Consider the following 24,985-nt stretch of genomic DNA (forward strand, 5'->3'; position numbering starts at 1 on the left):
CGGCGCGATCCCTCCGGCGCGGCGCCGCCCGTGCGACCCCGGCGCCGCATCGGACCGGCGGTGGCGCCAACCCCCGGCCGCCCCCGGTCTGAACCGAAAAACAATTGGTGTATGCTTGCTCCGGTATCCACCACGCGCAACTTGCGCCATGAACGACCCTTACCCTAGTTCGAAACCAGTCGACCGGCCCCGGTCCCTGCTCGAACGACTGAGCGATCTGATTTCTCCCGAGCCCGAATCGCGGGCAGAATTGCTCGAAGTCCTCCAGGACGCCCACGCCCGCAATCTGATCGACGCCGAGTCGCTCTCGATGATCGAAGGCGTGTTCCAGGTCTCGGAATTGACCGCGCGCGACATCATGGTGCCGCGCGCCCAGATGGACGCGGTCAATATCGCCGATGCGCCGGAAGCCTTCATCCCCTTCATGCAGGAGACCGCGCACTCGCGCTTTCCGGTCTACGAAGGCAGCCGCGACAACATCATCGGCATCCTGCTCGCCAAGGACCTGCTGCGCTACTACACCGACAGCGACTTCGACCTGCGCGAGATGCTGCGGCCGGCGGTCTTCATCCCCGAGTCCAAGCGCCTGAACATCCTGCTGCGCGAATTTCGCAACAACCGCAATCACATCGCGATCGTGGTCGACGAGTACGGCGGTGTCGCCGGGCTGGTCACCATCGAGGACGTGCTGGAACAGATCGTCGGCGACATCGAGGACGAATTCGATCTCGACGAGGATGACGACAATATCGTGCCGCTGCCCGACGGCAGCTGGCGCGTGCACGGGCTGACCGAGATCGAGCAGTTCAACGAGGCCTTCGGCACCCAGTTCCCCGACGACGACGTCGATACGGTCGGCGGCCTGCTGACCAACCATGTCGGCCACGTGCCGCACCGCGGGGAAATCATCACGCTGCCGCCGCTGCGCTTCGAGGTGCTGCGCGCCGATGCGCGCCAGCTGCACCTGCTGCTGGTCCGGCGTGAAGCGCCCGCGCTCACCGACGCCGTGGCCAACGCATGAAGCGGCTGGCGCAGGGCTGGAACGGCGCCGCCGCTGCCGAACTCGAAACACCGCTGAGCGACACCCACCGCCGCGCGCGCTGGGGCCGTCTATTGCTGGCCGGCGTGCTCGGCGTCGCCCATACCCAGGCCTTCGCGCCGCGGGACTGGTGGTGGCTGCAGCTGCTGGCGCTGGCGGGACTGGCCGCGCTGCTGTTCGACACCCGCCGCGCGCGCGATGCCGCCGCGCTTGGCTACGCCTTCGGGCTGGGCTGGTTCCTGTCCGGCATCTGGTGGCTCTATATCAGCATGCACGTCTACGGCGAGATGCCGGCCTGGATGGCCGCGCTCGCGGTGCTGCTGTTCTCGGCCTACCTCGCGCTCTACCCCGCGCTGGCGGCCGCCGCCTGGCATCGCGCCACCGCGCCGCGGCGCTTCGATCCGGCTCGGCGCACCGGCTGGTTCGGCCTGCTGGCCGCGCCGCTGGCGTTCGGCGCGGCCTGGGGCCTGACCGAATGGCTGCGCGGCGTGATCTTCACCGGTTTTCCGTGGCTGGGCAGCGGTTACGCGCACACCGACGGTCCGCTGGCCGGCTACGCGCCGCTGCTGGGCGTCTACGGCATCGGCGCGCTGGCCGCCGTCTGCGCGGCCTGGCTGGCGGCGCTGGCGCGCGTCGCGCGCCCGGGATCGGCGGAATCGCCCGGATTGCCGCAGGGCGAGCGTGCCGCCGCGCCGTCGGCGACCCTGTCGGCGACGCTGTGGGCAAGGCTCGCGGTCCCGCTCGGGCTGGCGGCCGTGCTCGGCGCCGGCTGGCTGCTGGCCGGCCGCGCCTGGACCGAACCGGTCGGCAAGCCGCTGTCGGTGCGGCTGCTGCAGGGCAACGTGCCGCAGGACATCAAGTTCGAAGCGGCCGGCATCGCCCGCTCGAACGCGCTGTACCGGGACATGATCACCGCCGCCCCGGCCGACCTGGTGGTCACGCCCGAGACCGCGTTTCCGCTGATCCTGCAGGACATGCCGCCGGAGATCGCGCTGGCGCTGCGGCAGTTCAGCACCGGCACCGGCACCGCGCTGCTGTTCGGCGCGGCGGGCGCCGACTCGCCGATCGACTTCACCAACAGCGTGTTCGGCATCGGCCCCGAGATGCAGGGCCTGTACCGCTACGACAAGCACCACCTGGTGCCCTTCGGCGAGTTCATCCCCTGGGGCTTCCGCTGGTTCGTCGACATGATGAAGATGCCGCTGGGGGACTTCCGCCGCGGCGGCCTGGCGCAGGCGCCGCTGCCGGTGCGCGGCGTCATGGTGGCGCCCAATATCTGCTACGAGGATCTGTTCGGCGAGGAAATCGCGCGCACGCTGCGCGGCCAGCCGCAGCCGGCCAATGTGCTGGTCAACGTCACCAACCTGGCCTGGTTCGGCGACACCATCGCGCTGGACCAGCACCTGCAGATCTCTCGCATGCGCGCGCTGGAAACGCGCCGGCCGATGCTGCGCTCGACCAATACCGGCATGACGGCGGTGGTGGCCCCGGACGGCAGCGTGCCGGCGCGGCTGGCGACCTTCACCACCGGCACGCTGAGCGCGCAGGTACAGGGCACAAGCGGGCTGACGCCCTATGTGCGGGTCGGCAATGTGCCGGCGGTGCTCGGCTGCCTGCTGGTGCTGCTGGTGGTGGCCTGGCGCGCGCCGTCGGCCCAGGACCGTGGCCGGAGCGGCGGCGCCTGAGCCTGTGCCGAGGCCGAGCCGGTGCTCAGCCCTGGCGGTCCAACCTCAGTGGATCACGCCCGCCACGATCGATACCGCGGCGGCGGCCGCCATCACTGCCAGGGCGACCCGATAGGGTTTGCGCGAGAGAAACGACATGATGTTTGTCCCCGTTGTTGGCGCCGACGGTCACCGCGGGGCGCCGTCCGCTGCCTCTGTCGAACAGCTTTTCAATAATGTATACAAAAATCGATAACGGCAGGCCTTTCCGGAACTTGAGCGCCCTCGGGATTTACCCGAGGTCCTCGCCCACCTGCCTCCCCCTTCCCTTCGGCGGCTGCCGGGCAAAAACCCGCTAGAATTCTGGGTTTGGCAACGGCGGGACCGGCCGGCCCGGCCGCCGTCCCCTGCCCGCTTCCGCTTCGGTGGCCCGCCGCCGGGCCAACTCTCCGCGATCCGTCGTCTTCGTTATGCTGACCTTCCAACAAATGATCCTGACCTTGCAGTCCTACTGGGACCGGCAAGGATGCGCGCTGTTGCAACCCATCGATCTGGAGGTTGGCGCCGGTACCTCGCACGTGCATACCTTCCTGCGCGCGATCGGCCCCGAGCCGTGGCGCGCCGCCTATGTGCAACCGTCGCGCCGCCCCAAGGACGGCCGCTACGGCGAGAACCCGAACCGGCTGCAGCACTACTACCAGTACCAGGTGGTGCTCAAGCCCGCGCCGGAGAACATCCTCGAGCTCTACCTGGGCTCGCTCGAGGCGCTGGGCCTGGACCTGAAGCAGAACGACATCCGCTTCGTCGAGGACGACTGGGAAAACCCGACGCTCGGCGCCTGGGGCCTGGGCTGGGAGGTCTGGCTCAACGGCATGGAGGTGACCCAGTTCACCTACTTCCAGCAGGTCGGCGGCATCGACTGCAAGCCGATCACGGGCGAGATCACCTACGGCATCGAGCGCCTGGCGATGTATCTGCAGGGCGTGGAAAACGTCTACGACCTGGTCTGGACCGAGTGGGAGGAGAACGGCAAGACCCGCCGCCTGACCTACGGCGACGTCTATCACCAGAACGAGGTCGAGCAGTCGACCTACAACTTCGAGCAGAGCAATACCGAGATCCTGTTCCGCCATTTCGCCGAGCACGAGGGCGAGGCCAAGCGGCTGATGGGCGTCGGCGCGGACGGTGACGCGGCCGAGGCGGCGGGCGTCAAGCTGGCGCTGCCGGCCTATGAACAGGTGCTCAAGGCCGCCCACACCTTCAACCTGCTGGACGCGCGCGGCGCGATCTCGGTGACCGAGCGCGCCGCCTATATCGGCCGCATCCGCAATCTGTCGCGGCTGGTCGCGCAGGCCTACTACGAATCGCGCGAGGCGCTGGGCTTCCCGATGTGCGGACCGGCCGGTGCCAACGCCGCGAGCGACGCGTCGACGGCCGCCAGGCCCTCCGTCGAGGCCGCCGCATGAATTCGATGGCACGCCGTGCGCTGTGCTGCGCGCTGGCGGTGGCCGCCGCGGGCGGCGCGCACGCCATCGTGCCGTCGGCCTATGCCCAGGCCTCGCAGGTGCTCTACCCCTCGGCCGAGCAGGCCAATGTCTGCGAAGGCGATTCGCAGGCGCTGCAGCAGGCCATCAACAAGCATCTGCAGCCGCCCGCCAACGCGATCGACCAGTGGACGCAGCTGGTGCGCTCGATGTCCTGCGACCTGTCCGGGTCCAGGGACCTGGGCTGGCGGCGCGTGCCGCTGCGCGCCTATGAGAGCGCGATCCGCTATCCGCTGACCTGGGTCGAGACCGTGCACCGCAACGGCCGGCAACGGCGCCTGGTGCGGACCTATCATTCGGCCTCGCAACTGCCGCCGCGGATCGATTTCTGGATCGGCGGTCGCATCGACGAGATCCGCTACGATCGCCGCCATCACCGCCTGTACGCGCGCTTCTCCGCCAACAGCGAGAAGCTGGCCGGCAATGCGCAGTCCGCGTGCCGCTCGACCACGCTGCAGTTTCGCCAGCAGCACGGGCTATGGCTGCTGTCCGGCGTCGAACCGCGCTGTTGAGCACCGCTGAACCCTTCCGGCGCCGCCGATGCCGGCGTGCGCCACAAACCGTTGGAACCGATTCATGTCGCAACCCCTGACCGATTCGCTGCTGATCGAACTGTACACCGAAGAGCTGCCGCCGAAGGCGCTGGCGCGCCTGGGCGAGGCCTTTGCCCAGGGCCTGTTCGCCGGCCTCGCCGAACGCGGCCTGCTCGATGACGGCAGCACGGTAACGCCGTACGCCACGCCGCGCCGCCTGGCCGCGCTGATCAGCGGCGTGCGCGCCAGCGCGCCGGACCGCGAGCAGCGCGAGAAGGTGCTGCCGGTGTCGGTGGCGCTGGACGCCGCCGGCGAGCCGACCGCACCGCTGACCAAAAAGCTGGCCGCGCTGGCGAAGTCGGTCGGCGTCGAGGCGATCGACTGGCAGACGCTGGAGCGTGCCTCCGACGGCAAGGCCGAGGCGCTGTTCTACCGCTACACCGCGCGCGGCGCGGTGCTGGCCGACGGCCTGCAGGCCGCGCTGGACGACACCATCGGCAAGCTGCCGATTCCGAAAGTGATGAGCTACCAGCGCCCGGACGGCAGCACGGTCAACTTCGTGCGCCCGGCCCACCGGCTGATCGCGCTGCACGGCGACAAGGTCGTGCCCGTCTCGGTGCTCGGGCTGGCCGCGGGCAACCGCACGCTGGGCCACCGCTTCCTGTCCGAGGGCGAGATCGAGATCGCGCACGCCGAGCGCTACGCCGCCGTGCTCGAGAACCAGGGCAAGGTGCTGGCCAGCTACGCGCAGCGGCGCGAGCGCATCCGCGAGCAGCTGCTGGCCGCCGCCGGCGCGGACCGCGTGATCATGCCGGACGCGCTGCTCGACGAGGTCAACGCGCTGGTCGAATGGCCGGTGGTCTACGCCTGCCATTTCGAGGAGGCCTTCCTCGCCGTGCCGCAGGAATGCCTGATCCTGACGATGCAGACCAACCAGAAGTACTTCGCGCTGACCGACGCCAACGGCCAGCTGCGCAACCGCTTCCTGATCGTGTCGAACCTGGCCACCGACACGCCGCAGTCGATCATCGGCGGCAACGAGCGCGTGGTGCGCCCGCGCCTGGCCGACGCCAAGTTCTTCTTCGACCAGGACCGCAAGAAGACTCTGGCCTCGCGCGTGCCGCAGCTGGCCAACGTGGTCTATCACAACAAGATCGGCACGCAGCTGGACCGCGTGCAGCGGCTGCAGCAGATCGCCGGCCATATCGCCGATGCGCTGGCCAGGGCCGGCGTGCCGGTCGACAAGGCGGCCGCGATGCGCGGCGCGGAACTGGCCAAGGCCGACCTGCTGACCGATATGGTGGGCGAATTCCCCGAACTGCAGGGCACGATGGGGACCTACTACGCCCGCCACGACGACGAGGCCGAGGAAGTCGCGCTGGCCTGCTCCGAACACTACCGTCCGCGCTTTGCCGGCGATGCGCTGCCTTCGAACGCCGTCAGCATCGCGGTGGCGCTGGCGGACAAGCTGGAGACGCTCGTCGGCATCTGGGGCATCGGCCTGCAGCCGACCGGCGAGAAGGACCCGTTCGCGCTGCGCCGCCATGCGCTGGGCATCCTGCGCATGCTGGTCGAGACGCCGCTGCCGCTGGGCATCGACGCGCTGCTGGCGCTGACCGAGCAGGCCTTCGCCGGCGTGCCGGCGGTCAAGCCCGCGCGCGAGGACATCACCGACTTCCTGTACGACCGCCTGCGCGGCTACCTGAAGGACAAGGGCTACACCACCAACGAGGTCGAGGCGGTGGTCAGCCTGCGCCCGCAGCGGCTCGACGACATCCTCGGCCGCATGGAGGCGGTGCGCACCTTCGCCGCGCTGCCCGAGGCGGCCGCGCTGGCGGCCGCCAACAAGCGCATCACCAACATCCTGCGCAAGAATACCGAGGCCGTCGGCGAGGTCGCCCCCGCGCTGTTCCAGGAGGATGCCGAAGGCGCGCTGCATGCCGCCATCGACAGCGTGCGGCCCGGGGTCGAGGCGGCGTTCGCACGCGGCGACTTCACCGCCGCGCTGCGCGATCTGGCCCGGCTGCGCGAGGCGGTGGACCGCTTCTTCGACGGCGTGATGGTGATGGCCGAGGACGCAGGGCTGCGCGCCAACCGCCTGGCCCTGCTGGCCTCGCTGCACGCGCTGGCCAACCGCGTCGCCGACATCTCGAAGCTGGCCGGTTGACCCGCGCCCGCAGCACGGCCAGCAGAACCAGCAGCATCGACCGTACCCGTTACCGAAGCGCCGCCATGCCGCAGACACCGCCCAAATTCGTGATCCTGGACCGCGATGGGGTCATCAACCTCGACAGCGACCAGTTCATCAAGACGCCGGACGAATGGATTCCGATCCCCGGCAGCCTGGAAGCGATCGCCGCGCTGAACGAGGCCGGCTACCGCGTCGTGGTCGCCAGCAACCAGTCGGGCATCGGCCGCGGCCTGTTCGAGATGAGCGCGCTCAACGCGATGCACGAGAAGATGTACAAGGCGCTGGCCCGCCTCGGCGGCCGCGTCGAGGCGATCTTCTTCTGCCCGCACACCGCGGCGGACGATTGCGACTGCCGCAAGCCCAAACCCGGCCTGATCCAGCAGGCGGCGCAACGCTTCGGCATCGAGCTACGCGGCGTGCCGATCGTCGGCGATTCGCTGCGCGACCTGCAGGCGGGCGTCGCCTTCGGCTGCACGCCGCATCTGGTGCGCACCGGCAAGGGCGAAGCCACGCTGGCCAAGGGCGGCCTGCCGCCCGGCACGCTGGTCCACGACGATCTGCGCGCGTTCTCGCGCTGGCTGCTCGAAGGCGAAGGCACGCGCCACGGCGCCGCGGCATCGCACGCGGGCACGGCCGCTTCGCCATCCGCCACGTCACCGGTTGACTCGACGAACCCTCGATGATCTTTCTACGCTCCCTGCTGTTCGCGTTGTACCTGCTGGTACTGACGCCTCCCTATGCCTGTGCCTGCTTCCTGGCCTTCCCCTTCATGAGCGCCAATCGGCGCTATCGCTTCGTGCGCGGGTGGCCCAAGCTGGTGATCGGCGCCGCCTGGCTGATCTGCGGCATCCGCTACCGCATCGAAGGCGGCGAGCATCTGCAGGCCATGATCGACAAGCCGGTGGTGCTGCTGTCCAAGCACCAGTCGGCGTGGGAGACCGTGGCGCTGGTGGCGACGATGCCCAAGCCGCTGTGCTTCGTCTTCAAGCGCGAGCTGCTGTTCGTGCCGTTCTTCGGCTGGGCGCTCGGCATGCTGAAGATGGTCCATATCAACCGCAAGGACGGTTCGCGCGCCTTCGCCTCGGCCGTGCGCCAGGGCCGCGAGCGGCTCGCCGAAGGCGCGTGGATCATCATGTTCCCCGAAGGCACCCGCACCCCCGCCGGCATGGAAAACCCGCGCTACAAGAGCGGCGGGGCACGCCTGGCGGTCGAGACCGGCGCCTCGGTGATTCCGATCGCGGTCAACTCGGGCCGCCTGTGGCCGCGCAACTCGTTTCTGAAGTACCCCGGCACCATCACGATCTCGATCGGCCCGCCGCTGTCGTCGGCGCACAAGACCGCCGACATGCTGAACCAGGAAGTCGAGCAATGGATCGAGCGCGACATGCGCCGCATCGATCCGGAGAGCTATCTGCGAGGGCAGCCTGCATGAAGCCGGCACGCCGCGCTCCGGAACCCGCGGACGGCCAGATGGAACTGCCGTTGATGGATTCCGGCGCCGGCACGTCCGGCGCGCGGCCGGCGGCCAGCGCGCTCGATGGCACCACGTCGGCCGGCCCTGCCACGGCACCCTGGCCGGCGCCCCAGCCCAACGCCCGGCTGCTGCGGCTCGGCGAACGTCCGCTCCACTACACGCTGAAGCGTTCGTCCCGGCGCACCATCGGTTTCGTCATCGATGACCGCGGGCTGTCGATCACGGCGCCGCGCTGGGTCACGATCGCCGACATCGAGGCGGCCATCGCCGAGAAGCAGCGCTGGATCTTCGGCAAGCTTGCCGAATGGCAGCAGCGCGACGCGCAGCGCGTGCTGCCCGCGGTGCAGTGGCGCGACGGCGCGACCCTGCCCTTCCTCGGGAAACCCATCACGCTGCGCCTTGATTCGCCGACCGGTACGCTGCTGTTCGATGGCGAGGCACGCGTGCTGCATCTGGCGCTGCCGGAGCAGGCCGACGAGCAACAGATCAAGGACCGCGTGCAAGCCTGGCTGCAGCACCAGGCCAAGCGCCTGCTGGCCGAACGGCTCGATATCTATGCGGAAAAGCTCGGCGTGCGCCACCGCGCCTTCGCGCTGAGTTCGGCCAATACGCGCTGGGGCAGCTGCACCTCGGACGGCAAGATCCGCCTGAGCTGGCGGCTGATGCATTTCCCGCTGTCGGTGATCGACTATGTGGCCGCGCACGAGCTGGCGCATCTGAAGGAAATGAACCACAGCCCGCGTTTCTGGGACACGGTGGCGTCGATCTTCCCCGAGTTCCGCGACGCCCGCGCGCAGTTGCGCAGCCATCCGCCGGAAGCCCTGCCGGCGTTCTGAAGCGGCGCCCCGGCTGTCGCTGTCGCTGCCCCCACCGCTGGCCCTACCGGTGCCGCTCGCCGCGCTGGCGCCGCGCCCGCGCTAGGCGGAGGCAAGCCCCACCGTCTTGTCGCGACTGGCTGCGCCGCATTGGCGCAACTGCGACAGCCAACCGTCCCGCCTCCAGCGCTCCGCCAGCGAACGCAGCGTTTCCCCGCTGGCCAACGGCGTGTTGATCCAGGCATCGCGTCCATGGCGCAGAAATGCAATCAGGCGGCTGAACGGATTGCGCGCCCTGGCCTTTTCCCGCAGCTTGCCGAGCAGCAGATCCATGTCGCGTCCCACCTCGATGGCGTTGTCGGCGATGGCCTTGCCGAGCAGCTCGCGCGCTTCCCGCAGGTCATGCCATTGCGCGCCTGCCCTGAGCGCCTTGACGATCCGGTTCCAGTCGCCGACGCTCGCCGCGTCGCGCAGCAGGCGCTGTCCGGCCTTGCCGCCAACCGATATCCCGGTGGCGTTTTCCAGCCGATCGACGACCGCTGGCGGACAGCACAGGGCCAGCGCCAGCAGCTGGGGCGCCAACGGTTCGATCAAGCGCTTTGCAGCGGTCCGAGGACCGCTGGCGAGGCAGTCCACCAGGTCGACAACGACGGCGTCGCGCCGGGCCAGGGCATCCCATCGTTTCGGATCGAAGCCGTGTATCGCCTCCACCCGCTGCAGACACGCGATCAAGGCTCGGATCGTTCCGGCGCCACGGCTCACGATGGCGCCGATCCGGTCGGCCCTCATTCCGGCAACCACCGCGGCGGCCACTTCCGGAGAGCCCTCGGCGGCCACGACATCGAGCGCGGTCCGGCCGTCGGCAAGCGGGGCCAGCAGCGAGTCCCCCTGCTCGAGGCAGGCGCGCACCAGTTCGACATCGCCGCACTCGACGGCGGCAACGAGCAACGTCGCGCCTCCGCGGTGATCGACCGGTATGTCGGCATGGCCGCCTTGCTCGATCCACCACCGCGCGAGCCGGCGCCAGTCCTCGTTGTCGGCCCGATAGTCGTCGCGAATCATGCCGGGCAGTTCCCTTAGCACCTCGGCACGGTCCTGTTCGTCCAGGCGATGCCATATGGCCTTGGCGATTTCGTTGCGATGCGATCGCAGCGCCATCACCAAATGGCGCGCTCGCGGCTTGACCAGCGGCCAGTGCAGCATGCGCAGGACCTGCACATCGGTGTGCACTGCGCCCAGCACCGCCATCAACGCACGATCGGCGGTCTCCTGCGTCGCGGCGTGCTGTTGGACCCAGTCGATCGGCCGGACACGGAAGGCGAGCTCCTCCAGCGCCGCGTCGCCGTCATTGCCAAGGGCCCCGCGCCACTGCCACAGGCACGCGACCAACCTGGACGCGAACACCGCATTGGCCGGGTTCCGCAGCCAGTCCCAGGGGATCGCGGCGGCCGGGGAGATGCCATCGCGCGCCGGCAGCGCCAGCAAGCGCCTCATCATCCGGCCGCTGTCCGCGCTGATCGCGCGCTCCCACGCGCCGCGCAACCAGGCCGGATAGGCCTTGGCGAATGGCGGTTGCGCGAGCCACGCCGCCAGGCGGTCGCCCCCGCCGGCGACGATTGCGCTATCGAGAATCGCATCGATCGACGCTTCGGGCCACGATCCGGCGCGCTCGGGGGAGAGCGTGTCGAGAATGGGTACGAGCAGCGGTGTGCAAGGGTCGAGCCGCCATACCGCCGTCAGGGCATCGATCCGCTGTGCCTGGCTGCAATGGGGCAGCATCAACGTCCACAGCGGCACATTGCGGCCGCGGATGGCGGCGTCCATGGAGGCCTTGGCCAGCCGGCCATCCGGTGCCCAGCGGCAACCGGCATCGAGCAGGATGCGCGTCAGGTGGTAGGCCGATTCCGAATCGGCCAGCGTACTTGCCTGATGCAACAAGGACTCGCCCGAGCATTGCCATCTCGCCGCCACGGCCAGAGGCGACTGGATCAGGTACGCGAGCAGCTTGTGGCGGCCAGTACGGATCGCCGTTTCGAGCGCTTGCCACGGCAAGCTGTCCCGCTGGCGGGATGCCAACCATGCGGGCGAGACGGCCAGCAGCAGGCGGCACACCTCGACGGCGACGTCGTCCGGTGCCTGGCAGGCCGCGCGGATGGCCTCGTCCAGCATGGCGTGCAGGCGCGGACCGGCATCGCGGGCGGCGTGCTGCAGCAGCAAGCCTACCATGGCGATGTCCCCGCGCGCGATCGCCAGGGACAGCAGCGGCACACGGTGTGCTGTCATTGCGTTGGGATCGGCCCCTTGTTCGATCAGCCATGCCGCGATGGCGTACTGCCCCTTCTCGATCGCATGCTTCAATGGCGGATCGCCGCTCAGGTCCCGGAAGTGCGGCCCCGGCGTGTCCGGCAGCGCGGCCTGCACGGCATCGAACCGGCCGGCGCGAATCGCGGCGATCGTCTGCGCCTGCGCGTCCAGCGTCGCCTGCACGAAGTCTGCCGCCTCGGGATGGCCGCTGCGCCGGGCCAACTCGATCGCTTCGTAGGCCACCGGCGCGAGCTGCGCTCCCCCGGCCATCAACCCGGCCAGCATCGCGACGTCGCCCGTCTTCGCGGCGCCGAGCAATGGCGAGCGGGCTGGATTGCGGCGCACGTGTTGCCAATCGCCCTCTGGCGCGCTTCGCCGCTGCGCCGCGCAAGCCAGCAACGGCAGGCGGTAGCGCAGCGCCAAGGCGAGCCAGCGTGATGCGGTGGAAGCCGGCGCCGGCTCGCTGGCCGCCATCGGCGCCATCGCTGCCATCGACGCCATCGCCGAGACGAGCCGTTGCTGGAACTGCGTGAACGCTTGCGGCGAACGCCTGAGCGCCTCGATGATGGGGTCAAGCCCCTCGGCGCCGGCCGGATCGCCTTCGGCGCCCTCGGCAACCGCGGCGACGCAATCGCCCAATGCATCGACGATGGCGCCGTCCGGCGCGGCGACCGCTCGGCGCAGCAGGTTGCCGGCGTGCCGCAGGAAACCTTCCGCATCGAACGGTCCCGGAAGCATGCGCATGCCTTCGTAGAGGTGGCACAGATCGCTCGGCTCCAGCAGACGCACGGCATGGTCGTCATGGACGCTCTCGATCCAGAAGACGTCGGCGAAGCGATGCAACTGCATGTCGCGCGGCCGCCCGCCGGGTTGCAGCGGCGCTTCGCTCCACTGGCGCAACACGTCGGACTTCACGCCGGTCAGGACACCGATGTCGCGCAGCGTCCGCGCCAGGTTCCATTGCAGCAGGGACCGGTCCGGACACAGCTGATACCCGCCGCCGGGCTCGTCGGGCCCGAGCTCGCGCAACAGCGACCCCAGTTCGATGGATCCGAAGTCGCGCAGCAGCGCATCGTCTTCGAGCAGGGGCATGATCTCCGCCGCGACGGCGGACTCGGAAATCGCCTGCCCGGACCACAATGGATGCTCCGCGCCGATACGCGTCTTGAGGGCCTCCATATACTCGTCGGCCAATTGGGCCAGCATCGCTCCGGTCAAGCGCGCCACCTCTGCCGGTTCGGTGATGGCCGCCAGCGCCTGCCGGTCGGAGTCCTCCAGCGGACGGTCGGCGACGAATGGATCCTTGACGACGGGCTGGCCAAGCCATTCGGACAGCGCGTTCAGGCAAGCCTGCAAACGGTGCGTGTCCCAACCGCGGTGGCCCTGGCGCAGTACCAGCCGAAGCAGCTGCTCCGTCATGACATCGTGGAAGATCGCCCTCGCCCTGCCGGCCAGCGAGCTGTCGCAGGCGAGATCGAGCTTGTGGGCGGCCATGGCGATGCCATTGATCGCGCCGGGCCCGCACTTGGGCACGCTGTCGGCCAGGGCAAGCATCACCCGCGTACGCAACGGCATGCAGACCCGGGGATCGTGCAATCGCGCAGCGATCCGCTCCAGCGCCGGCTTGACGACGGTATAGGCAAGCTCCAGATGCGGCTGGAAGCGCGCCCCGGGGCCATCGACATCGTCGCCGAAGAGATCTTCCACCAGTGCATGGATGGCGCCGCGCAGCGGATGATTGAGGTCCTCGGCCATGGCGCAGGCCGCTATGCTGGCGGCCGCCTTCTCGCACTGCTTGCGGAATCGCGGGAATGCCGGGGATCGGCCAAAGGCCTTCACGTCGCCATGCGCGGCGGGGTCGTAGTACACGGGTTCGTCGGGGCCAGCGCCCGCACGCCGCGGCTCCCCATTTGCCGCGGCAGGCCCCATGCCGCCGGGATTGCCTTGCGCAAGGACCATCATCACCATCGCCGCTCTCCGATCCGCCGTTTGAAAGGCGCCCATCTTAGGTGGCTGCGTCAGCTTTGCTTAACACATGGCGCCCGCATGTCGGGTTTCGACGGCGGCCGGGCCTCGGCCGCGGGTTCCGCATCCGGATCCCGCTGCGCCGGCGAAGGGAGGCGGCAAGGGGCCGCGGGGAGGGACCGTCGCCCTGCTTCACCGGTCAAATGCGACTAAACTACGTCCTCGCCTATAAAACGATCCACAAAGGTTTCAATTCATGCGACTCCTCCACACCATGCTCCGTGTCGGCGACATGCAGCGCTCGATCGATTTCTACACCCGCGTGCTCGGCATGCAGCTGCTGCGCGAGAGCGACAATCCCGAATACAAGTACCGGCTCGCCTTCGTCGGCTACGGCCCCGAGAGCGAGACCGCGGTGCTCGAGCTGACCTACAACTATGGCGTGGACAAGTACGAGATGGGTACCGCCTACGGCCATATCGCGCTGGAAACGGACGATGCCGCGGGCGCCTGCGAGCGTATCCGCGCGGCGGGCGGCAAGGTCACGCGCGAGGCCGGCCCGGTCAAGGGCGGCACCACGGTGATCGCCTTCGTCGAAGACCCGGACGGCTACAAGATCGAGCTGATCGAGCGCAACTCCACGCGCGACGCCAGCCGGCCTTGACGGCCCCGGGGCCTCGGCGCCCCTGGGCACGCGGTGACACGCCGGGCCGCGGTACCGCGGTGCGCCGCGGTCGGCGCGGCGCGGCGCACCGCGGCCTCAAAGGATGGTGCAAGTGCTCTTGCCCTCCGCCGCCCGACGGAGATTGCTTTCGCGCTGATAGTCCCTGACGGTCCGGCCCTCGCCATCCACCATGTCGGTCCGCGCCCCCGCCATGATGATCTTCAAGATGAAGCCCAGCGGCTGGTCGCCCAGGTGCGCGTACATCAGCGGCGTGCGTCCCAGCCGATCGCGGCCGTTGATGTTGCCGCCGGCATCGCGCAGGCTCTTGACGATGTCCAGGTGTCCGGCCGACGCTGCCGCCATGATCGGCGTGGCGCCGGTCTCGTCGCGGGCGTCCGGGTGGGCGCCGTAGGACACCAACTGCCGCACGGCATGCAGCTGACCTGACGCAGCGGCGAGATGCAGCGCCGTGAGGCCGAACGGCCCCTGGACATCGACGGGGACGCCATGGAGCAGCAAGCGCGCGAATGGCGCGCCGGCTTTGAGCGCTACCGCTGTCATCAATGGCGTCATGCCGAGCTGGCTTTTGGCCTGTTCCAGCACGACGCGATTGTCCACCGCCGCCGCCAGGTCGATGATGTCGCAGGCCACGCGCGGCGCCTCGTACCGCAAGGCCAGCTGCAACAGATCCAGCTCTTCCGCCAGCGGCATATCGAGGCACCAGCCGCCGGTGGTCACCAGGTGCCGCACCGCGGCCGCATTGTCGGCATCGATCGCGGCCAGCACACTGGTGCGAAACCCTTCCATCCACTCCACCAGCGCCGACTCGAGCGCCGGCAGAACCGCCGCATGGCCGGATGCCGGCGCGCCGCCCACATCCCTGCCGAGCTCCAGCGCGGTCCTGCCGTGCCGGTTCGGCTTGCCGAGCGCGCCGAGCCCGATGCCGCCGCCGAACCAGCGCCCGTGGTCCAACAAGGACTGGACCACCGCCGGCATGGTCGGGCGCATGCCCAGCGCCAGATGCATGCAGGTATCGCCGTCGCCGTTGGTGATGGCGGGATCCGCCCGATGGGCAAGCAGCGTATTGATCAGCTCCGGTTCGCAACGCGACCGGATCGCCGTGTGCAAGGGCGTGTTGCCCTGCTCGTCGCGCCAGCCGACCGCCGTCGGCTCGCGGGCAAGCCACTCGCGGACCGCCGGCCCATCGTGGCGCCGAAGCGCCAGCGTCAGTTCGCGGCCGGCTTCGGAGCCGCCGGCGCCGCGGTCAGCACGGTGGACGGCGTCAGGCACGGGGCCGGGCTGGAACAGCGGTGGCTGGGTCGTGGTAAGGCGTGCATGCATGCTCGCGCTCCTTTGCGGTTGAGGGATCGGGCGACGGGGCATTCGGCCTGTCGCGGCGCGATTCTCATCCGCGCCGGAGGGCGGGCTTTAGCATTCGGGCGGGGTTCTTTCGCGCGCTGCAGCGGTGGTCGGCTGGACCGCGGCCGCCGGCGAACCGGGAAGGAAGGCAGAGGAAAGCGAACGGCGAAGGGGACGGCGGAGGGGACGGCGAAAGAAGCGGCAAAGGAAGCCCGCAAGGGCAACGGCGGGGCCGCCTTACCCGCCGATGCGATTGGCCAGCTCGACGTATTCGGCGACCGGCACCTCTTCGGCGCGGCGGCCCAGGTCGAAGCCGATCGCGTCGAAGTCGACATGATCGCGCAGCATCGACAGCGTGTTGCGCAGCACCTTGCGGCGCTGCGAGAACGCGGCGGTGACGAGATCGCCCAGCACGGTCATGTCGCAGGCGGCGTACGGCGAGCGCAGCCGGCCGTCCTCATGGCGCGGCCACGGAATCATCCGCACCACCGCCGAATCGACCTTGGGCGGCGGGTTGAACGACTCCGGCGGCACGTCGAGCACGTACTCCATGTGGTAGCGGACCTGCAGCATGATCGACAGCCGCCCGAATGCCTTGCTGCCCGGCTCGGCGACCATCCGCTCGACCACTTCCTTCTGCAGCATGAAATGCTGGTCGCGCACGTGGTCGGCGAACTCCATCAGGTGGAACAGCAGCGGGCTGGAGATGTTGTACGGCAGGTTGCCGACGATGCGCAGCGGGCGGCCGGGCTGCTTCAGCTCGTCGAAGTCGAAGGCGAGCGCATCGCCGGCGTGGATCGTCATGCGGTCGCCGTGGCGGCGGCGCAGCCGTTCGACCAGATCGCGGTCCAGTTCGATCACGTGCAGATGATCGAGGCGCTCCAGCAGCGGCTCGGTCAGCGCGCCCAGGCCGGGACCGATCTCGACGACGAGGTCGCCCGCCTGCGGATCGACGGCATTGACGATGCCATGAATGATGCTGTCGTCGACCAGGAAGTTCTGGCCGAATCGCTTGCGGGCCGTATGGCCCTGGTGAACAGGGGAACGCATCGATGTCTCTTCAGTGTCCGGCCGGCGGCTCGCCGTGCAGGCGCCGCCCGGTATGGCCGACCATCCCGATGGCGCAGCGGATCGCCTCGATCATGCTGCCGTGCTCGGCGCGGCCCGTGGCGGCCAGGTCCAGCGCCGTGCCGTGGTCGACCGAGGTGCGGATGAACGGCAGGCCCAGCGTGATATTGACGCCATGGCCGAAGGTGCCGTATTTCAGCGGCGCCAGGCCCTGGTCATGGTACATCGCCAGCACGCAGTCGGCATCGCGCAGCAGCCGGGGCTGGAACAGCGTGTCGGCCGGATAGGGGCCGCGCGCGTCGATGCCCGCCTCGCGCGCCTTCGCCAGCGCCGGCGCGATGATGTCGATCTCCTCGCGCCCGAGGTGGCCGCTCTCGCCCGCGTGCGGGTTCAGGCCGGTCACCAGGATGCGGGGATGGGTCAGGCCGAAGCGGCCCCGCAGATCGTTGTCGACGATCGTCAACGTCTCGAGCAGCATCGGCACGTCCAGCGCATCGGGCACCGCGCGCAGCGGCAGATGGGTGGTGGCCAGCGCCACCCGCAGCATCGCATTGGCATGCGCCGGCTGCGGGCCGGCCAGCATCATCACCACGCGCGACACGCCGGCCCGCTCGGCCAGATATTCGGTATGGCCGGTGAAGGGCACGCCGGCGTCATTGATGGTGCTCTTCTGCACCGGTGCGGTGACCACGGCCGCATAGCGGGCGGCCTGCCCCGGTTGGGGCAGCAGGCCGGCCAGCGCCGCATCGAGCAGCGCCAGCACATGGCGGCCGTTGCGCGCGTCGAGCACGCCCGGCGTGCATGGAGCCGCCAGCGGAATATCTTCGACCACCGCCTCGCCCGCATCGAGCTTGGCCTGCCACGCCTGCGCCAGTCCGAGCGCCGCGGCCCGCTCGGCCAGCAGCCGCGCGTCGCCCAGCACATGGAAGCGCGGACCGCCCTGCCCGCCGGCCAGCTCCAGCACCGCGCGGATCGTGATGTCCGGCCCGATGCCGGCCGGCTCGCCGGTCGTGATCGCGATCGGCAGCGGCGCGGCCGGATGCGATGGGACGGACGGGGCGGGCGAGGAGGAGGGTGTGGCAGGCGGCGCGGTCATCGTGGTCGCGAAACGGAGCCCTTGGCGGGTCCCATGGCAGGTCCTATGGCGGGTCCTGTGGCGGGTCCCATGGCCGGTCCGTTCGCGAGTCCCTTAACGGGACGCCTCGCGATTGGTCCGGTATTCGACATAGGCGGCCTCGCGCAGCTGGCGCAGCCAGTCCTCGTAGGCGGCGCGCAGCTTCTGCTCGCGCACCTCGGCGCGGGCGAAGTCGCGCTGCTTCTCCGGCGACACCTCGACCTCGCGGCGGTTTTCGACCTGGATCAGGTGCACGCCGAACTGGCTGGTGACCGGCTCGGAAACCTCGCCCGGGCGCAGCCGGTTCATCGCCTGCTCGAACTCGGGGACCAGCTCGCCGGGCGACACCCAGCCGAGCTCGCCGCCGTTCTGTGCCGAGCCGTCCTGCGAATAGCGCTTGGCGACATCGGCGAACTGCGTGCCGTGCTGGATGCGTTCGCGCAGCGTGGACAGCTGGCGGCGCGCCTCGGCCTCGGGCATGTTGGGGCCGGTGCGGATCAGGATATGGCGCACCTGGGTCTGGGTGATGCGGCTCGGCGCGACATCGCCGCCGGCAGGCGCGGTGCGCTTGCCGGCGAGCTTGAGCACATGGAAACCGGCGGGGCTTTCGACGACCTCCGGCACCACCTTGCCCGGCTGCAGGTCGAGCACGGCGTTGGCGAACTGCGCCGGCAGGCGGCCGATTTCGCGGTAGCCCAGCGAGCCGCCCTTGGGACCTTCGGCGCCGTCGGAATTGTTCTGTGCCAGCTGCGCGAAGTCGGCGCCGCCCTGGGCCTGCTTCAGCAGCCCTTCCGCCTTGGCGCGCAGCTGCGCCTTCTGCGCCTCGCTGGCGCCCTCGGGCACGCGCACGAAGATCTGGGCGACGTCGTACTGCGGCTCGCCGGTCGGGGCGGCACCGCTGCGTGCCGCGCGCGCGGCCAGATAGTTGTCGATCTCGCCGTCGAACACCTGCACCTTGGAATCGACCTCGCGCTCGCGCAGCCGGATCACCTGCACCTGCTTGCGCAGCTCGCTGCGGTACTTGTCCCAGGTCATGCCGCTGCGGTCGACCTGCGCACGCAGATCGGCCACGCTGATGCGGTTCTGCTGCGCGACCGATTCGATCGCGCGGTCGACCTCCTGGTCGGTCACGCGGATGCCGGCGTCCTGCGCGGCCTGGGTCTGCACGCGCTCCATCACCAGCCGTTCCAGCACGTCGCCGAGCAGTTCCTCCCGCGGCGGAATCGGACGGCCGGCCGTACGCAGCTGGTTCTCGATCTCGTCGGCGCTATCGAGCAGCTCGCGCCGCGTGATCACGGTGTTGTTGACCACCGCCACCACCTCGTCGACCAGTTGCGAGCGGCCGGTGCGCTGCCCCGAACCCAGCCGCGGCTGGGTGGGCGAGGTCGGCGGCGTGGCCTGCGAGCCTTGCGGCACGAAGATGCCGGTGGCGCGCGGTGTGGAGCCGGACCCGCCGGGTGCCTTGAGCTGCGCCGCCGCCGGAACGGCCACGCAGGCTAGCAATGCCGACAGCACGATGCCGCGCGAACGCCGCGACGAAGCCGCGGCAACGGAAAATACGGAAACTGCTTGACGCTTCATCATGGTCCGTCATTCGTAATGGTCGAACTGGGTCTGAGGGATCGGCGCGGCCGAGACAGGCTCGTAGCCCGGCACGTTCAACCTCATGATATCCAGCGGATTGGAGCCGATCTTCGACAGGCCGCGGAACTCCACCTGCAGAAACACCCGGCCGGTGTAGCCCTGCGTGGTATTGCGAAAACGCTGGTAGGCGATCCGGCCGACCCAGCAGTCGGCGGCATATTCGAGCCCCAGCAGCGTATCGACCAGCTGGTTGGCGCTCATGTCGTAGGCGACACGCCCGATGCCGTAGGTCCGCCGCGTGATCGGCCACTGGCTCGAGATCTCGAACTGGTCGATCGCGGTATTGTCGGTGACCGCGGTCGGGCGCCGGTAGCGATAGCCGATGTTCAGCAGCTTGCGCGCCTCGGGCCGCCAGGCGAACGCGATGTTCGACTGGATCACCCGGTCGTTTTCCGGGTTGTACTGCATCCCGGCATTGATGTAGTAGCCGCGGAACAGCTGGATCGTGGTGGCCGCCAGCAGGTCGGAATAGCCCCTCTCGGCGTCGTCCAACGTGCCGGTCAGCTGCACGCGCTGGCCGCTGAAGTCGAAGCGCTGCGCCAGCGTACCACGGAAGCGTTCGATACCCGTCTCGGACTCGATCAGGCGGGTGGTCACGCCCGCGGTCAGCTTGTTGTTGTCGGCGATGCGGTCGTAGCCGGTGAACGGGTTCTCGCTGAAGATCTGCCCGTAGCCGAAGTCCGACTGCACCGTATCGAACAGCGGGAACGCGCTCTGGTCGCGGAACGGCGTGTAGACGTAGAACAGGCGCGGTTCGAGCGTCTGCAGGTACTTGGTGCCGAACAGCCGGCTGATGGTCGGCGCGTCGCGCTCGAACGTCATGCCGCCGTCGAGGCTGAAGGTCGGCACCGAGCGCGTCAGCGTGTTGTTGGCGCCCGGCGTGTTGGTCGACGGCTCCATCTGGTACTGGGCCGCGTTGAACATGACCTTGGGCGTCACGAACCAGCCCGGGCGCACGATCGGATAGCTGATCGACGGCTGGATGAAGACGCGCTCGCCCTGCGGCTGCTGGAAGCCGGTGCTCGTCAGCGGGATGCGGAAGCGCGTGTAGTCGGCCTCGACCTGCACGTCGAAGCCGCCCCAGTTGTAGCGCGTGAACTTGCCGTTCAACTGCGGCACGCGCTCGTAGGTCGGCTGGCTCGGCGCCAGCGTCTGGAAGGTCTGCACCCGCGCCAGCAACGAGAAGTCCTGCCAGTTGTAGGTGACCCCGCCCTCCTGCGTGTACTGCCGCAGCGTCGACTGCGCGACCGTACGCGTCAGGTCGTCCGGATAGCGGTCGTCCGATACCCGGTTCAGGTTCACATAGGCGTTCAGGCCCTTGGCAAGGTTCTGGCTATGCTGGATCGAGTACAGCCAGCGGTCCGAGTTGGTCTTCTGGTCGTTGGGCAGGAACTCGCCGCGGATGCGCCCCGCATAGCCGTTGCCGATATAGCGGAAGTCGCCGCCGAGCTGCACGCCGCGTTCGCTCATCACGCGCGGATACAGCGTCAGGTCGCGGTTCGGCGCGATATTGAAGTAGTACGGCACCGTCAGGTCGAAGCCCGAACGGGAGCTGTAGGCCATCAGCGGTGCGAGGAAGCCGCTGCGGCGCTCGTCGGTCAGCGGGAAGGTCACCGCCGGCGCGGCCAGGATCGGCACATCGAAGAAGCGCAGCACGGCGCCGTGCGCGGTGCCGACCTGGCGGTCGCTGTCCAGGTCGAGCTGGCGCGCGCTGAAGTACCAGTCCGCGTTGTCGGGCGAACAGGTGGTGTAGGTGGCGCGCTGGATGGTGCTCTGGTCCTTGGTCAGGAAGTCGATGCGCTCGGCCGTGCCCGAGCCGCCGGTCTGCTGGAAGTAGTAGTCCGGCGACAGCATGTAGCCTTCGTTGGCCTCGACGCGCAGCCTGGCCTCGGGGCCGACCGCCAGCGTGCCTTCGCGCGAGAGCCGGACGTTGCCGGTCGCCAGCGCCTCGTCGCTGTCCTGGTCGTAGGTCAGCTTGTCCGCCTTGATCACGGCGCCGTCGCTGCGCAGCTCGGCATTGCCCTGCAGTTCCAGGCCGCGCTCGTTGTATCCGGTCATGCTGTCGCCGGAGACATAGGTCGGCGCGCTGGGATCGCCCTCGGCGCTGCGCCAGGTGGCCGGCTCCGACAGGTAGGGGATCAGTTCGCCGGGGCGCGGGGGCTGGCGCGGGTCCGCTGCCTCGGCCGTCGGCTCCGCCGCCGGCAGCGCGGGAATCGCCGAGCCGACCGCCTGGCCTTGCGCCTGCGCGCCCAGCGACCAGCCGGCCATGGCCAGCACCAGCGGACGCAGGGCCCGGACTGGCCGGCGCCCGGGCTGGCGGCCCGGCGCCTGGATTGCGGTGTGATTCGGTGATCGTTGTTGTTCGGTCATGCGAGCGGGTCGTCGGTCGGACGGCGGGACGGTTGCGCAGAACCGCCGCAGCCACCGTCCAAACAGGCTGCCAGGCACAGGACGGCCCACCTGGGAGCCGCCCGGCGCCCGGGTCTGGTCGGGTATTATACGGGGCAACTTATCGACCCTTTCCGGCATGGCAGCACTTCCCCTCGACCCGCGCCAGGACCAGCTCAAAGCGTGGGTGTCCGGACTCGCTCCGGATTGGTCCATCGATCCCGAATCGTGCGTACCGGCTTCGGCCGACGCCAGCTTCCGCCGCTACTTCCGGCTGCGCACCGACAATCCCGCGCATCCGACCGTGATCGCGATGGACGCCCCGCCCGCCCGCGAGGACTGCCGCCCCTTCATCCATGTCGCCGCGCTGTTCGGCGAGGCCGGCGTCACGGTGCCGACCGTGCTGGCGCAGGACCTGTCGCAGGGCTTCCTGCTGCTGGCGGACCTTGGCAACACCACCTATCTGTCGAAGCTGGACATCACCACCGCGCGCACGCTGTACGGCGACGCCGCCGCGGCGCTGGTCAGGATCCAGGCCGCGACCCGGCCGGGCGCGCTGCCCGCCTACGACCGCGAACTGCTGCAGCGCGAGCTGGACCTGTTCCCGCAGTGGTACGTGGCGCGCCATCTGGGCGTGGAACTCGATGCCGGCCAGCAGGCGGACCTGAGCGAGGTCATGCAAACCCTGCTCGCCAACAACCTGGCCCAGCCGCAGGTCTACGTGCACCGCGACTACCATTCGCGCAACCTGATGGTGCTCGACGGGGACGACAAGGGCGGCAACCCCGGCATCCTCGACTTCCAGGACGCGGTGATCGGCCCGATCACCTACGATGCGGTCTCGCTGTGGCGCGACGCCTATATCGAATGGGACGAGGAGCTGCAGCTGGACTGGCTGATCCGCTACTGGGAGCGCGCCCGCAAGGCGGGCCTGCCGGTGGCCGGCGACTTCGGCGAGTTCTATCGCGACTTCGAATGGATGGGTCTGCAGCGCCATCTGAAGGTGCTCGGCATCTTCGCGCGCCTCTACCATCGCGACGGCAAGGACGGCTACCTGGCCAACATGCCGCTGGTGCTGAAGTACGCTCGCGCGGTGGCCGGCCGCTACGGCGAGCTGCGCAAGCTGGTGCGGCTGTTCGATACGCTCGAAGGCGTCGAGCGCCCGGCGGGCTATACCTTCTGATGGACGCGGAAAGCGGCCCGACCCGGCGCGGTGAATGGTGGGCCGGCGTGCGCGCGCTGGCGCCGATGCTGCTGGGCGTGGTGCCGTTCGGCCTGATCTACGGCGTGCTGGCGGTCGGCGCCGGCATGCCCGCGTGGCTGGCCTGCGCGATGAGCGCGATCGTCTTCGGCGGCGCCTCGCAGATGATCCTGACGCAGCTGTGGGCGGCGGGCACGCCGGCGGCGATCGTCGCCACCACGGTCGCGATGGTCAATCTGCGCCACGCGCTCTACTCGGCCACCATCGCTCCCGCGCTGGCGCATCTGCCGCGCCGCTGGAAGGCGCTGATCGCCTATCTGCTGACCGACGAGGCCTTTGCCGCGATGACCCGGCGGCTCGGCGACGACCCGGTGCAACGGCGCTACCGGCACTGGTACTTCTTCGGCGCGGGCTTCGCGCTGTGGAGCAGCTGGCAACTGTCGACGCTGGCCGGCGTGCTGGTCGGCGCCCAGGTGCCGCGCCACTGGCCGCTGGACTTCTTCCTGCCGCTGACCTTCATCGCGATCATCGTGCCCGGCCTGAAGCACCGCTCGCACATCGCCGCGGCGGTAACCGCCAGCGTGCTGGCGGTGCTGTGCTTCAACGTGCCGCACAAGCTCGGGCTGATGGCGGCGGCGCTGGGCGGCATCGCGGTCGGCATGCTGCTGCTGCCGCGCCAGAGCGGCCCCGCCGGCAAGGAGCGCACCGCATGAGCCCGTGGATGCTGCTCGGCGTGATGGCGGCCGCGGGCCTGGCCACCTATCTGATCCGCCTGTCCTTTATCGCCGTCGAAGGCAAGGTGCGTCTGCCGGCGTGGTTCCGCACCGCGCTGCAGTTCGTGCCGGCGGCGATGCTGTCGGCGCTGATCGCGCCCGACCTGCTGATGCGCGATGGCCAGCTGGCCATCGGCCTCGACAATGCCCGCCTGATCGCCGGCGTGGTGGCCATCGTGATCGCCGCGCGCACGCGCAGCATCGGCTGGACCATCGCCGGCGGCATGGCCACCCTGCTCGTCCTGGAGACCCTGATTTGAAAGCGATGATCTTCGCCGCCGGACGCGGCGAGCGCATGCGCCCGCTGACCGATGGCTGCCCGAAGCCGCTGCTGCAGGTCGGGGGCAAGCCGCTGATCGTCTGGACCATCGAGGCGCTGGCCCGCGCCGGCCTGACCGAGATCGTCATCAACCACGCCTGGCTTGGCGAGCAGATCGAGGCGGCGCTCGGCGACGGCAGCCGCTTCGGCGTGCGGCTGGCCTATTCGGCGGAGGGCGAGGCGCTGGAAACCGCGGGCGGCATCGCGCAGGCGCTGCCGCTGCTGCGGGAAGGCACCGGTGGCGATGGCGAGATCGGCGATGGCGGTGCGGACGACGGCACCGGCCGCGATGGCAGGGGCGAGATCTTCGTCGCGGTATCGGGCGACATCTATTGCGACTACGACTTCCGCGCGCTGCTGCCGCGCGCCGCGGCGATGGCGGCCTCGCCCGAACCGCGCATGCATCTGGTGATGGTGCCCAATCCGCCGTTCCACCCCGAGGGCGATTTCGCGCTCGGCGCCGATGGCAAGCTGTCGCTGCCGGGCGAGGCGCCGCTGGCCGAGGGCGCTGCGCGCCTGACCTTCGGCAATATCGGCCTGTACGACACGCGCACCTTCGCCGGCATCGCGCCCGGGCAGAAGGTGCCGATGACGCCGTTCTACCGCGCGGCCATTGCGGCGGGCCTGGCCACCGGCGAGCGCTTCGCGGGCCGCTGGGAGAACGTCGGCACGCCCGCGCAGCTGGCCGCGCTGGACGCCGCGCTGTCGCGCTAGGACGCGCCGCGCTCTCAACGGCTGTCATCGCCTGTCGTTGCCGCGCAGGCGCGGCTCGGCGGCCTGGCGCGCGGCCCTCGACGTCCCTGAGGCCCCCGCCTGCGCAGGAACGACGTGGAGGCATCGGCGAGACCTCCTCGCCGCGCACGTCAACCTCGGCAACGAGCGGCGTTAGAATCGGGCCATTGCCCACTGCCTGCCCGATGCGAGTC

At 69.6% G+C, this 24,985-nt stretch carries 19 protein-coding genes; 13 read left to right on the forward strand and 6 right to left on the reverse strand.

The genetic code is table 11. The features are described 5' to 3' along the window. The first annotated feature begins 148 nt into the window (after window positions 1-148). From F1599_RS12570 to F1599_RS12605, 8 genes are all read left to right on the forward strand, one after another. The gene (locus tag F1599_RS12570) at window positions 149-1,021 is read left to right on the forward strand and encodes an HlyC/CorC family transporter (protein ID WP_149316797.1); all 873 of its coding nucleotides are present in this window, start codon (window positions 149-151) and stop codon (window positions 1,019-1,021) included. Then, window positions 1,018-2,724, forward strand: a complete 1,707-nt coding sequence (gene lnt, locus F1599_RS12575) for an apolipoprotein N-acyltransferase (protein ID WP_150083313.1) — start codon at window positions 1,018-1,020, stop codon at window positions 2,722-2,724. Before F1599_RS12570 ends, lnt begins: the two co-directional genes overlap by 4 nt. Window positions 2,725-3,173: 449 nt before the next feature. Continuing rightward, window positions 3,174-4,169, forward strand: coding sequence for a glycine--tRNA ligase subunit alpha (gene glyQ / locus F1599_RS12580; RefSeq protein ID WP_150083314.1), 996 nt, complete (start codon window positions 3,174-3,176; stop codon window positions 4,167-4,169). Further along, window positions 4,166-4,759, forward strand: coding sequence for a hypothetical protein (locus tag F1599_RS12585; RefSeq protein ID WP_149316794.1), 594 nt, complete (start codon window positions 4,166-4,168; stop codon window positions 4,757-4,759). The genes glyQ and F1599_RS12585 overlap by 4 nt, the downstream gene beginning before the upstream one ends. 64 nt (window positions 4,760-4,823) lie before the next feature. After that, on the forward strand, window positions 4,824-6,947 hold the full coding sequence (glyS, locus tag F1599_RS12590; RefSeq protein ID WP_150083315.1) for a glycine--tRNA ligase subunit beta: 2,124 nt from the start codon (window positions 4,824-4,826) through the stop codon (window positions 6,945-6,947). Between the two features lie 65 nt (window positions 6,948-7,012). Further along, window positions 7,013-7,654 carry a D-glycero-beta-D-manno-heptose 1,7-bisphosphate 7-phosphatase gene (gmhB, locus tag F1599_RS12595; RefSeq protein WP_150083316.1) on the forward strand — a complete coding sequence of 214 codons (642 nt, stop codon included), beginning with the start codon at window positions 7,013-7,015 and terminating at the stop codon, window positions 7,652-7,654. Next, window positions 7,651-8,403 carry a lysophospholipid acyltransferase family protein gene (locus F1599_RS12600; protein WP_006579167.1) on the forward strand — a complete coding sequence of 251 codons (753 nt, stop codon included), beginning with the start codon at window positions 7,651-7,653 and terminating at the stop codon, window positions 8,401-8,403. The genes gmhB and F1599_RS12600 overlap by 4 nt, the downstream gene beginning before the upstream one ends. Beyond that, window positions 8,400-9,281: a M48 family metallopeptidase gene (locus F1599_RS12605; RefSeq protein WP_370639527.1), complete on the forward strand. Its 882-nt coding sequence runs from the start codon at window positions 8,400-8,402 to the stop codon at window positions 9,279-9,281. Before F1599_RS12600 ends, F1599_RS12605 begins: the two co-directional genes overlap by 4 nt. An 81-nt stretch (window positions 9,282-9,362) precedes the next feature. Here the strand turns inward: F1599_RS12605 and F1599_RS12610 are convergent, their stop codons facing one another. Further along, complete coding sequence (locus F1599_RS12610) at window positions 9,363-13,532, reverse strand: ankyrin repeat domain-containing protein (protein WP_150083317.1); 4,170 nt, start codon at window positions 13,530-13,532, stop codon at window positions 9,363-9,365. Between the two features lie 253 nt (window positions 13,533-13,785). Here F1599_RS12610 and gloA point away from each other — a divergent pair, with 253 nt between their 5' ends. After that, entirely contained in the window at window positions 13,786-14,193 is a 408-nt protein-coding gene (gene gloA, locus F1599_RS12615) for a lactoylglutathione lyase (RefSeq protein WP_149316789.1), read from the forward strand. A gap of 96 nt (window positions 14,194-14,289) precedes the next feature. Here gloA and F1599_RS12620 read toward each other — a convergent pair whose 3' ends face one another. From F1599_RS12620 to F1599_RS12640, 5 genes are all read right to left on the reverse strand, one after another. After that, window positions 14,290-15,576, reverse strand: a complete 1,287-nt coding sequence (locus F1599_RS12620) for an ankyrin repeat domain-containing protein (RefSeq protein ID WP_150083318.1) — start codon at window positions 15,574-15,576, stop codon at window positions 14,290-14,292. Window positions 15,577-15,789: 213 nt separating this feature from the next. After that, window positions 15,790-16,602: a 16S rRNA (adenine(1518)-N(6)/adenine(1519)-N(6))-dimethyltransferase RsmA gene (rsmA, locus tag F1599_RS12625; protein ID WP_150083319.1), complete on the reverse strand. Its 813-nt coding sequence runs from the start codon at window positions 16,600-16,602 to the stop codon at window positions 15,790-15,792. A 10-nt stretch (window positions 16,603-16,612) separates the two neighbouring features. Further along, window positions 16,613-17,716 carry a 4-hydroxythreonine-4-phosphate dehydrogenase PdxA gene (pdxA, locus tag F1599_RS12630; protein WP_223819614.1) on the reverse strand — a complete coding sequence of 368 codons (1,104 nt, stop codon included), beginning with the start codon at window positions 17,714-17,716 and terminating at the stop codon, window positions 16,613-16,615. A gap of 93 nt (window positions 17,717-17,809) precedes the next feature. Continuing rightward, the gene (locus tag F1599_RS12635) at window positions 17,810-19,315 is read right to left on the reverse strand and encodes a peptidylprolyl isomerase (protein WP_149317091.1); all 1,506 of its coding nucleotides are present in this window, start codon (window positions 19,313-19,315) and stop codon (window positions 17,810-17,812) included. A gap of 9 nt (window positions 19,316-19,324) precedes the next feature. After that, complete coding sequence (locus F1599_RS12640; protein ID WP_149316786.1) at window positions 19,325-21,748, reverse strand: LPS-assembly protein LptD; 2,424 nt, start codon at window positions 21,746-21,748, stop codon at window positions 19,325-19,327. A 157-nt stretch (window positions 21,749-21,905) separates the two neighbouring features. Between F1599_RS12640 and F1599_RS12645 the strand changes: the two genes are divergently transcribed. The 4 genes from F1599_RS12645 to F1599_RS12660 are packed head-to-tail and all read left to right on the forward strand — an operon-like array spanning window position 21,906 to window position 24,773. Further along, the gene (locus F1599_RS12645; protein WP_149316785.1) at window positions 21,906-22,949 is read left to right on the forward strand and encodes an aminoglycoside phosphotransferase family protein; all 1,044 of its coding nucleotides are present in this window, start codon (window positions 21,906-21,908) and stop codon (window positions 22,947-22,949) included. Next, the gene (locus tag F1599_RS12650) at window positions 22,949-23,680 is read left to right on the forward strand and encodes an AzlC family ABC transporter permease (RefSeq protein ID WP_150083320.1); all 732 of its coding nucleotides are present in this window, start codon (window positions 22,949-22,951) and stop codon (window positions 23,678-23,680) included. Before F1599_RS12645 ends, F1599_RS12650 begins: the two co-directional genes overlap by 1 nt. Then, window positions 23,677-24,000: an AzlD domain-containing protein gene (locus F1599_RS12655; protein WP_149316783.1), complete on the forward strand. Its 324-nt coding sequence runs from the start codon at window positions 23,677-23,679 to the stop codon at window positions 23,998-24,000. Before F1599_RS12650 ends, F1599_RS12655 begins: the two co-directional genes overlap by 4 nt. Then, window positions 23,997-24,773, forward strand: coding sequence for a nucleotidyltransferase family protein (locus F1599_RS12660; protein WP_149316782.1), 777 nt, complete (start codon window positions 23,997-23,999; stop codon window positions 24,771-24,773). The genes F1599_RS12655 and F1599_RS12660 overlap by 4 nt, the downstream gene beginning before the upstream one ends. Window positions 24,774-24,985 lie beyond the last annotated feature (212 nt).

Source organism: Cupriavidus cauae (assembly GCF_008632125.1).
Lineage (GTDB): Bacteria > Pseudomonadota > Gammaproteobacteria > Burkholderiales > Burkholderiaceae > Cupriavidus > Cupriavidus cauae.

Bases quoted from the DNA above. Each gene is read 5' to 3' on its own strand.
- F1599_RS12570 (WP_149316797.1), top strand. From the start codon at position 149: ATGAACGACCCTTACCCTAGTTCGAAACCAGTCGACCGGCCCCGGTCC.
- lnt (WP_150083313.1), top strand. From the start codon at position 1,018: ATGAAGCGGCTGGCGCAGGGCTGGAACGGCGCCGCCGCTGCCGAACTC.
- glyQ (WP_150083314.1), top strand. From the start codon at position 3,174: ATGCTGACCTTCCAACAAATGATCCTGACCTTGCAGTCCTACTGGGAC.
- F1599_RS12585 (WP_149316794.1), top strand. From the start codon at position 4,166: ATGAATTCGATGGCACGCCGTGCGCTGTGCTGCGCGCTGGCGGTGGCC.
- glyS (WP_150083315.1), top strand. From the start codon at position 4,824: ATGTCGCAACCCCTGACCGATTCGCTGCTGATCGAACTGTACACCGAA.
- gmhB (WP_150083316.1), top strand. From the start codon at position 7,013: ATGCCGCAGACACCGCCCAAATTCGTGATCCTGGACCGCGATGGGGTC.
- F1599_RS12600 (WP_006579167.1), top strand. From the start codon at position 7,651: ATGATCTTTCTACGCTCCCTGCTGTTCGCGTTGTACCTGCTGGTACTG.
- F1599_RS12605 (WP_370639527.1), top strand. From the start codon at position 8,400: ATGAAGCCGGCACGCCGCGCTCCGGAACCCGCGGACGGCCAGATGGAA.
- F1599_RS12610 (WP_150083317.1), bottom strand. From the start codon at position 13,532: ATGGTGATGATGGTCCTTGCGCAAGGCAATCCCGGCGGCATGGGGCCT.
- gloA (WP_149316789.1), top strand. From the start codon at position 13,786: ATGCGACTCCTCCACACCATGCTCCGTGTCGGCGACATGCAGCGCTCG.
- F1599_RS12620 (WP_150083318.1), bottom strand. From the start codon at position 15,576: ATGCCCCGTCGCCCGATCCCTCAACCGCAAAGGAGCGCGAGCATGCAT.
- rsmA (WP_150083319.1), bottom strand. From the start codon at position 16,602: ATGCGTTCCCCTGTTCACCAGGGCCATACGGCCCGCAAGCGATTCGGC.
- pdxA (WP_223819614.1), bottom strand. From the start codon at position 17,716: ATGACCGCGCCGCCTGCCACACCCTCCTCCTCGCCCGCCCCGTCCGTC.
- F1599_RS12635 (WP_149317091.1), bottom strand. From the start codon at position 19,315: ATGAAGCGTCAAGCAGTTTCCGTATTTTCCGTTGCCGCGGCTTCGTCG.
- F1599_RS12640 (WP_149316786.1), bottom strand. From the start codon at position 21,748: ATGACCGAACAACAACGATCACCGAATCACACCGCAATCCAGGCGCCG.
- F1599_RS12645 (WP_149316785.1), top strand. From the start codon at position 21,906: ATGGCAGCACTTCCCCTCGACCCGCGCCAGGACCAGCTCAAAGCGTGG.
- F1599_RS12650 (WP_150083320.1), top strand. From the start codon at position 22,949: ATGGACGCGGAAAGCGGCCCGACCCGGCGCGGTGAATGGTGGGCCGGC.
- F1599_RS12655 (WP_149316783.1), top strand. From the start codon at position 23,677: ATGAGCCCGTGGATGCTGCTCGGCGTGATGGCGGCCGCGGGCCTGGCC.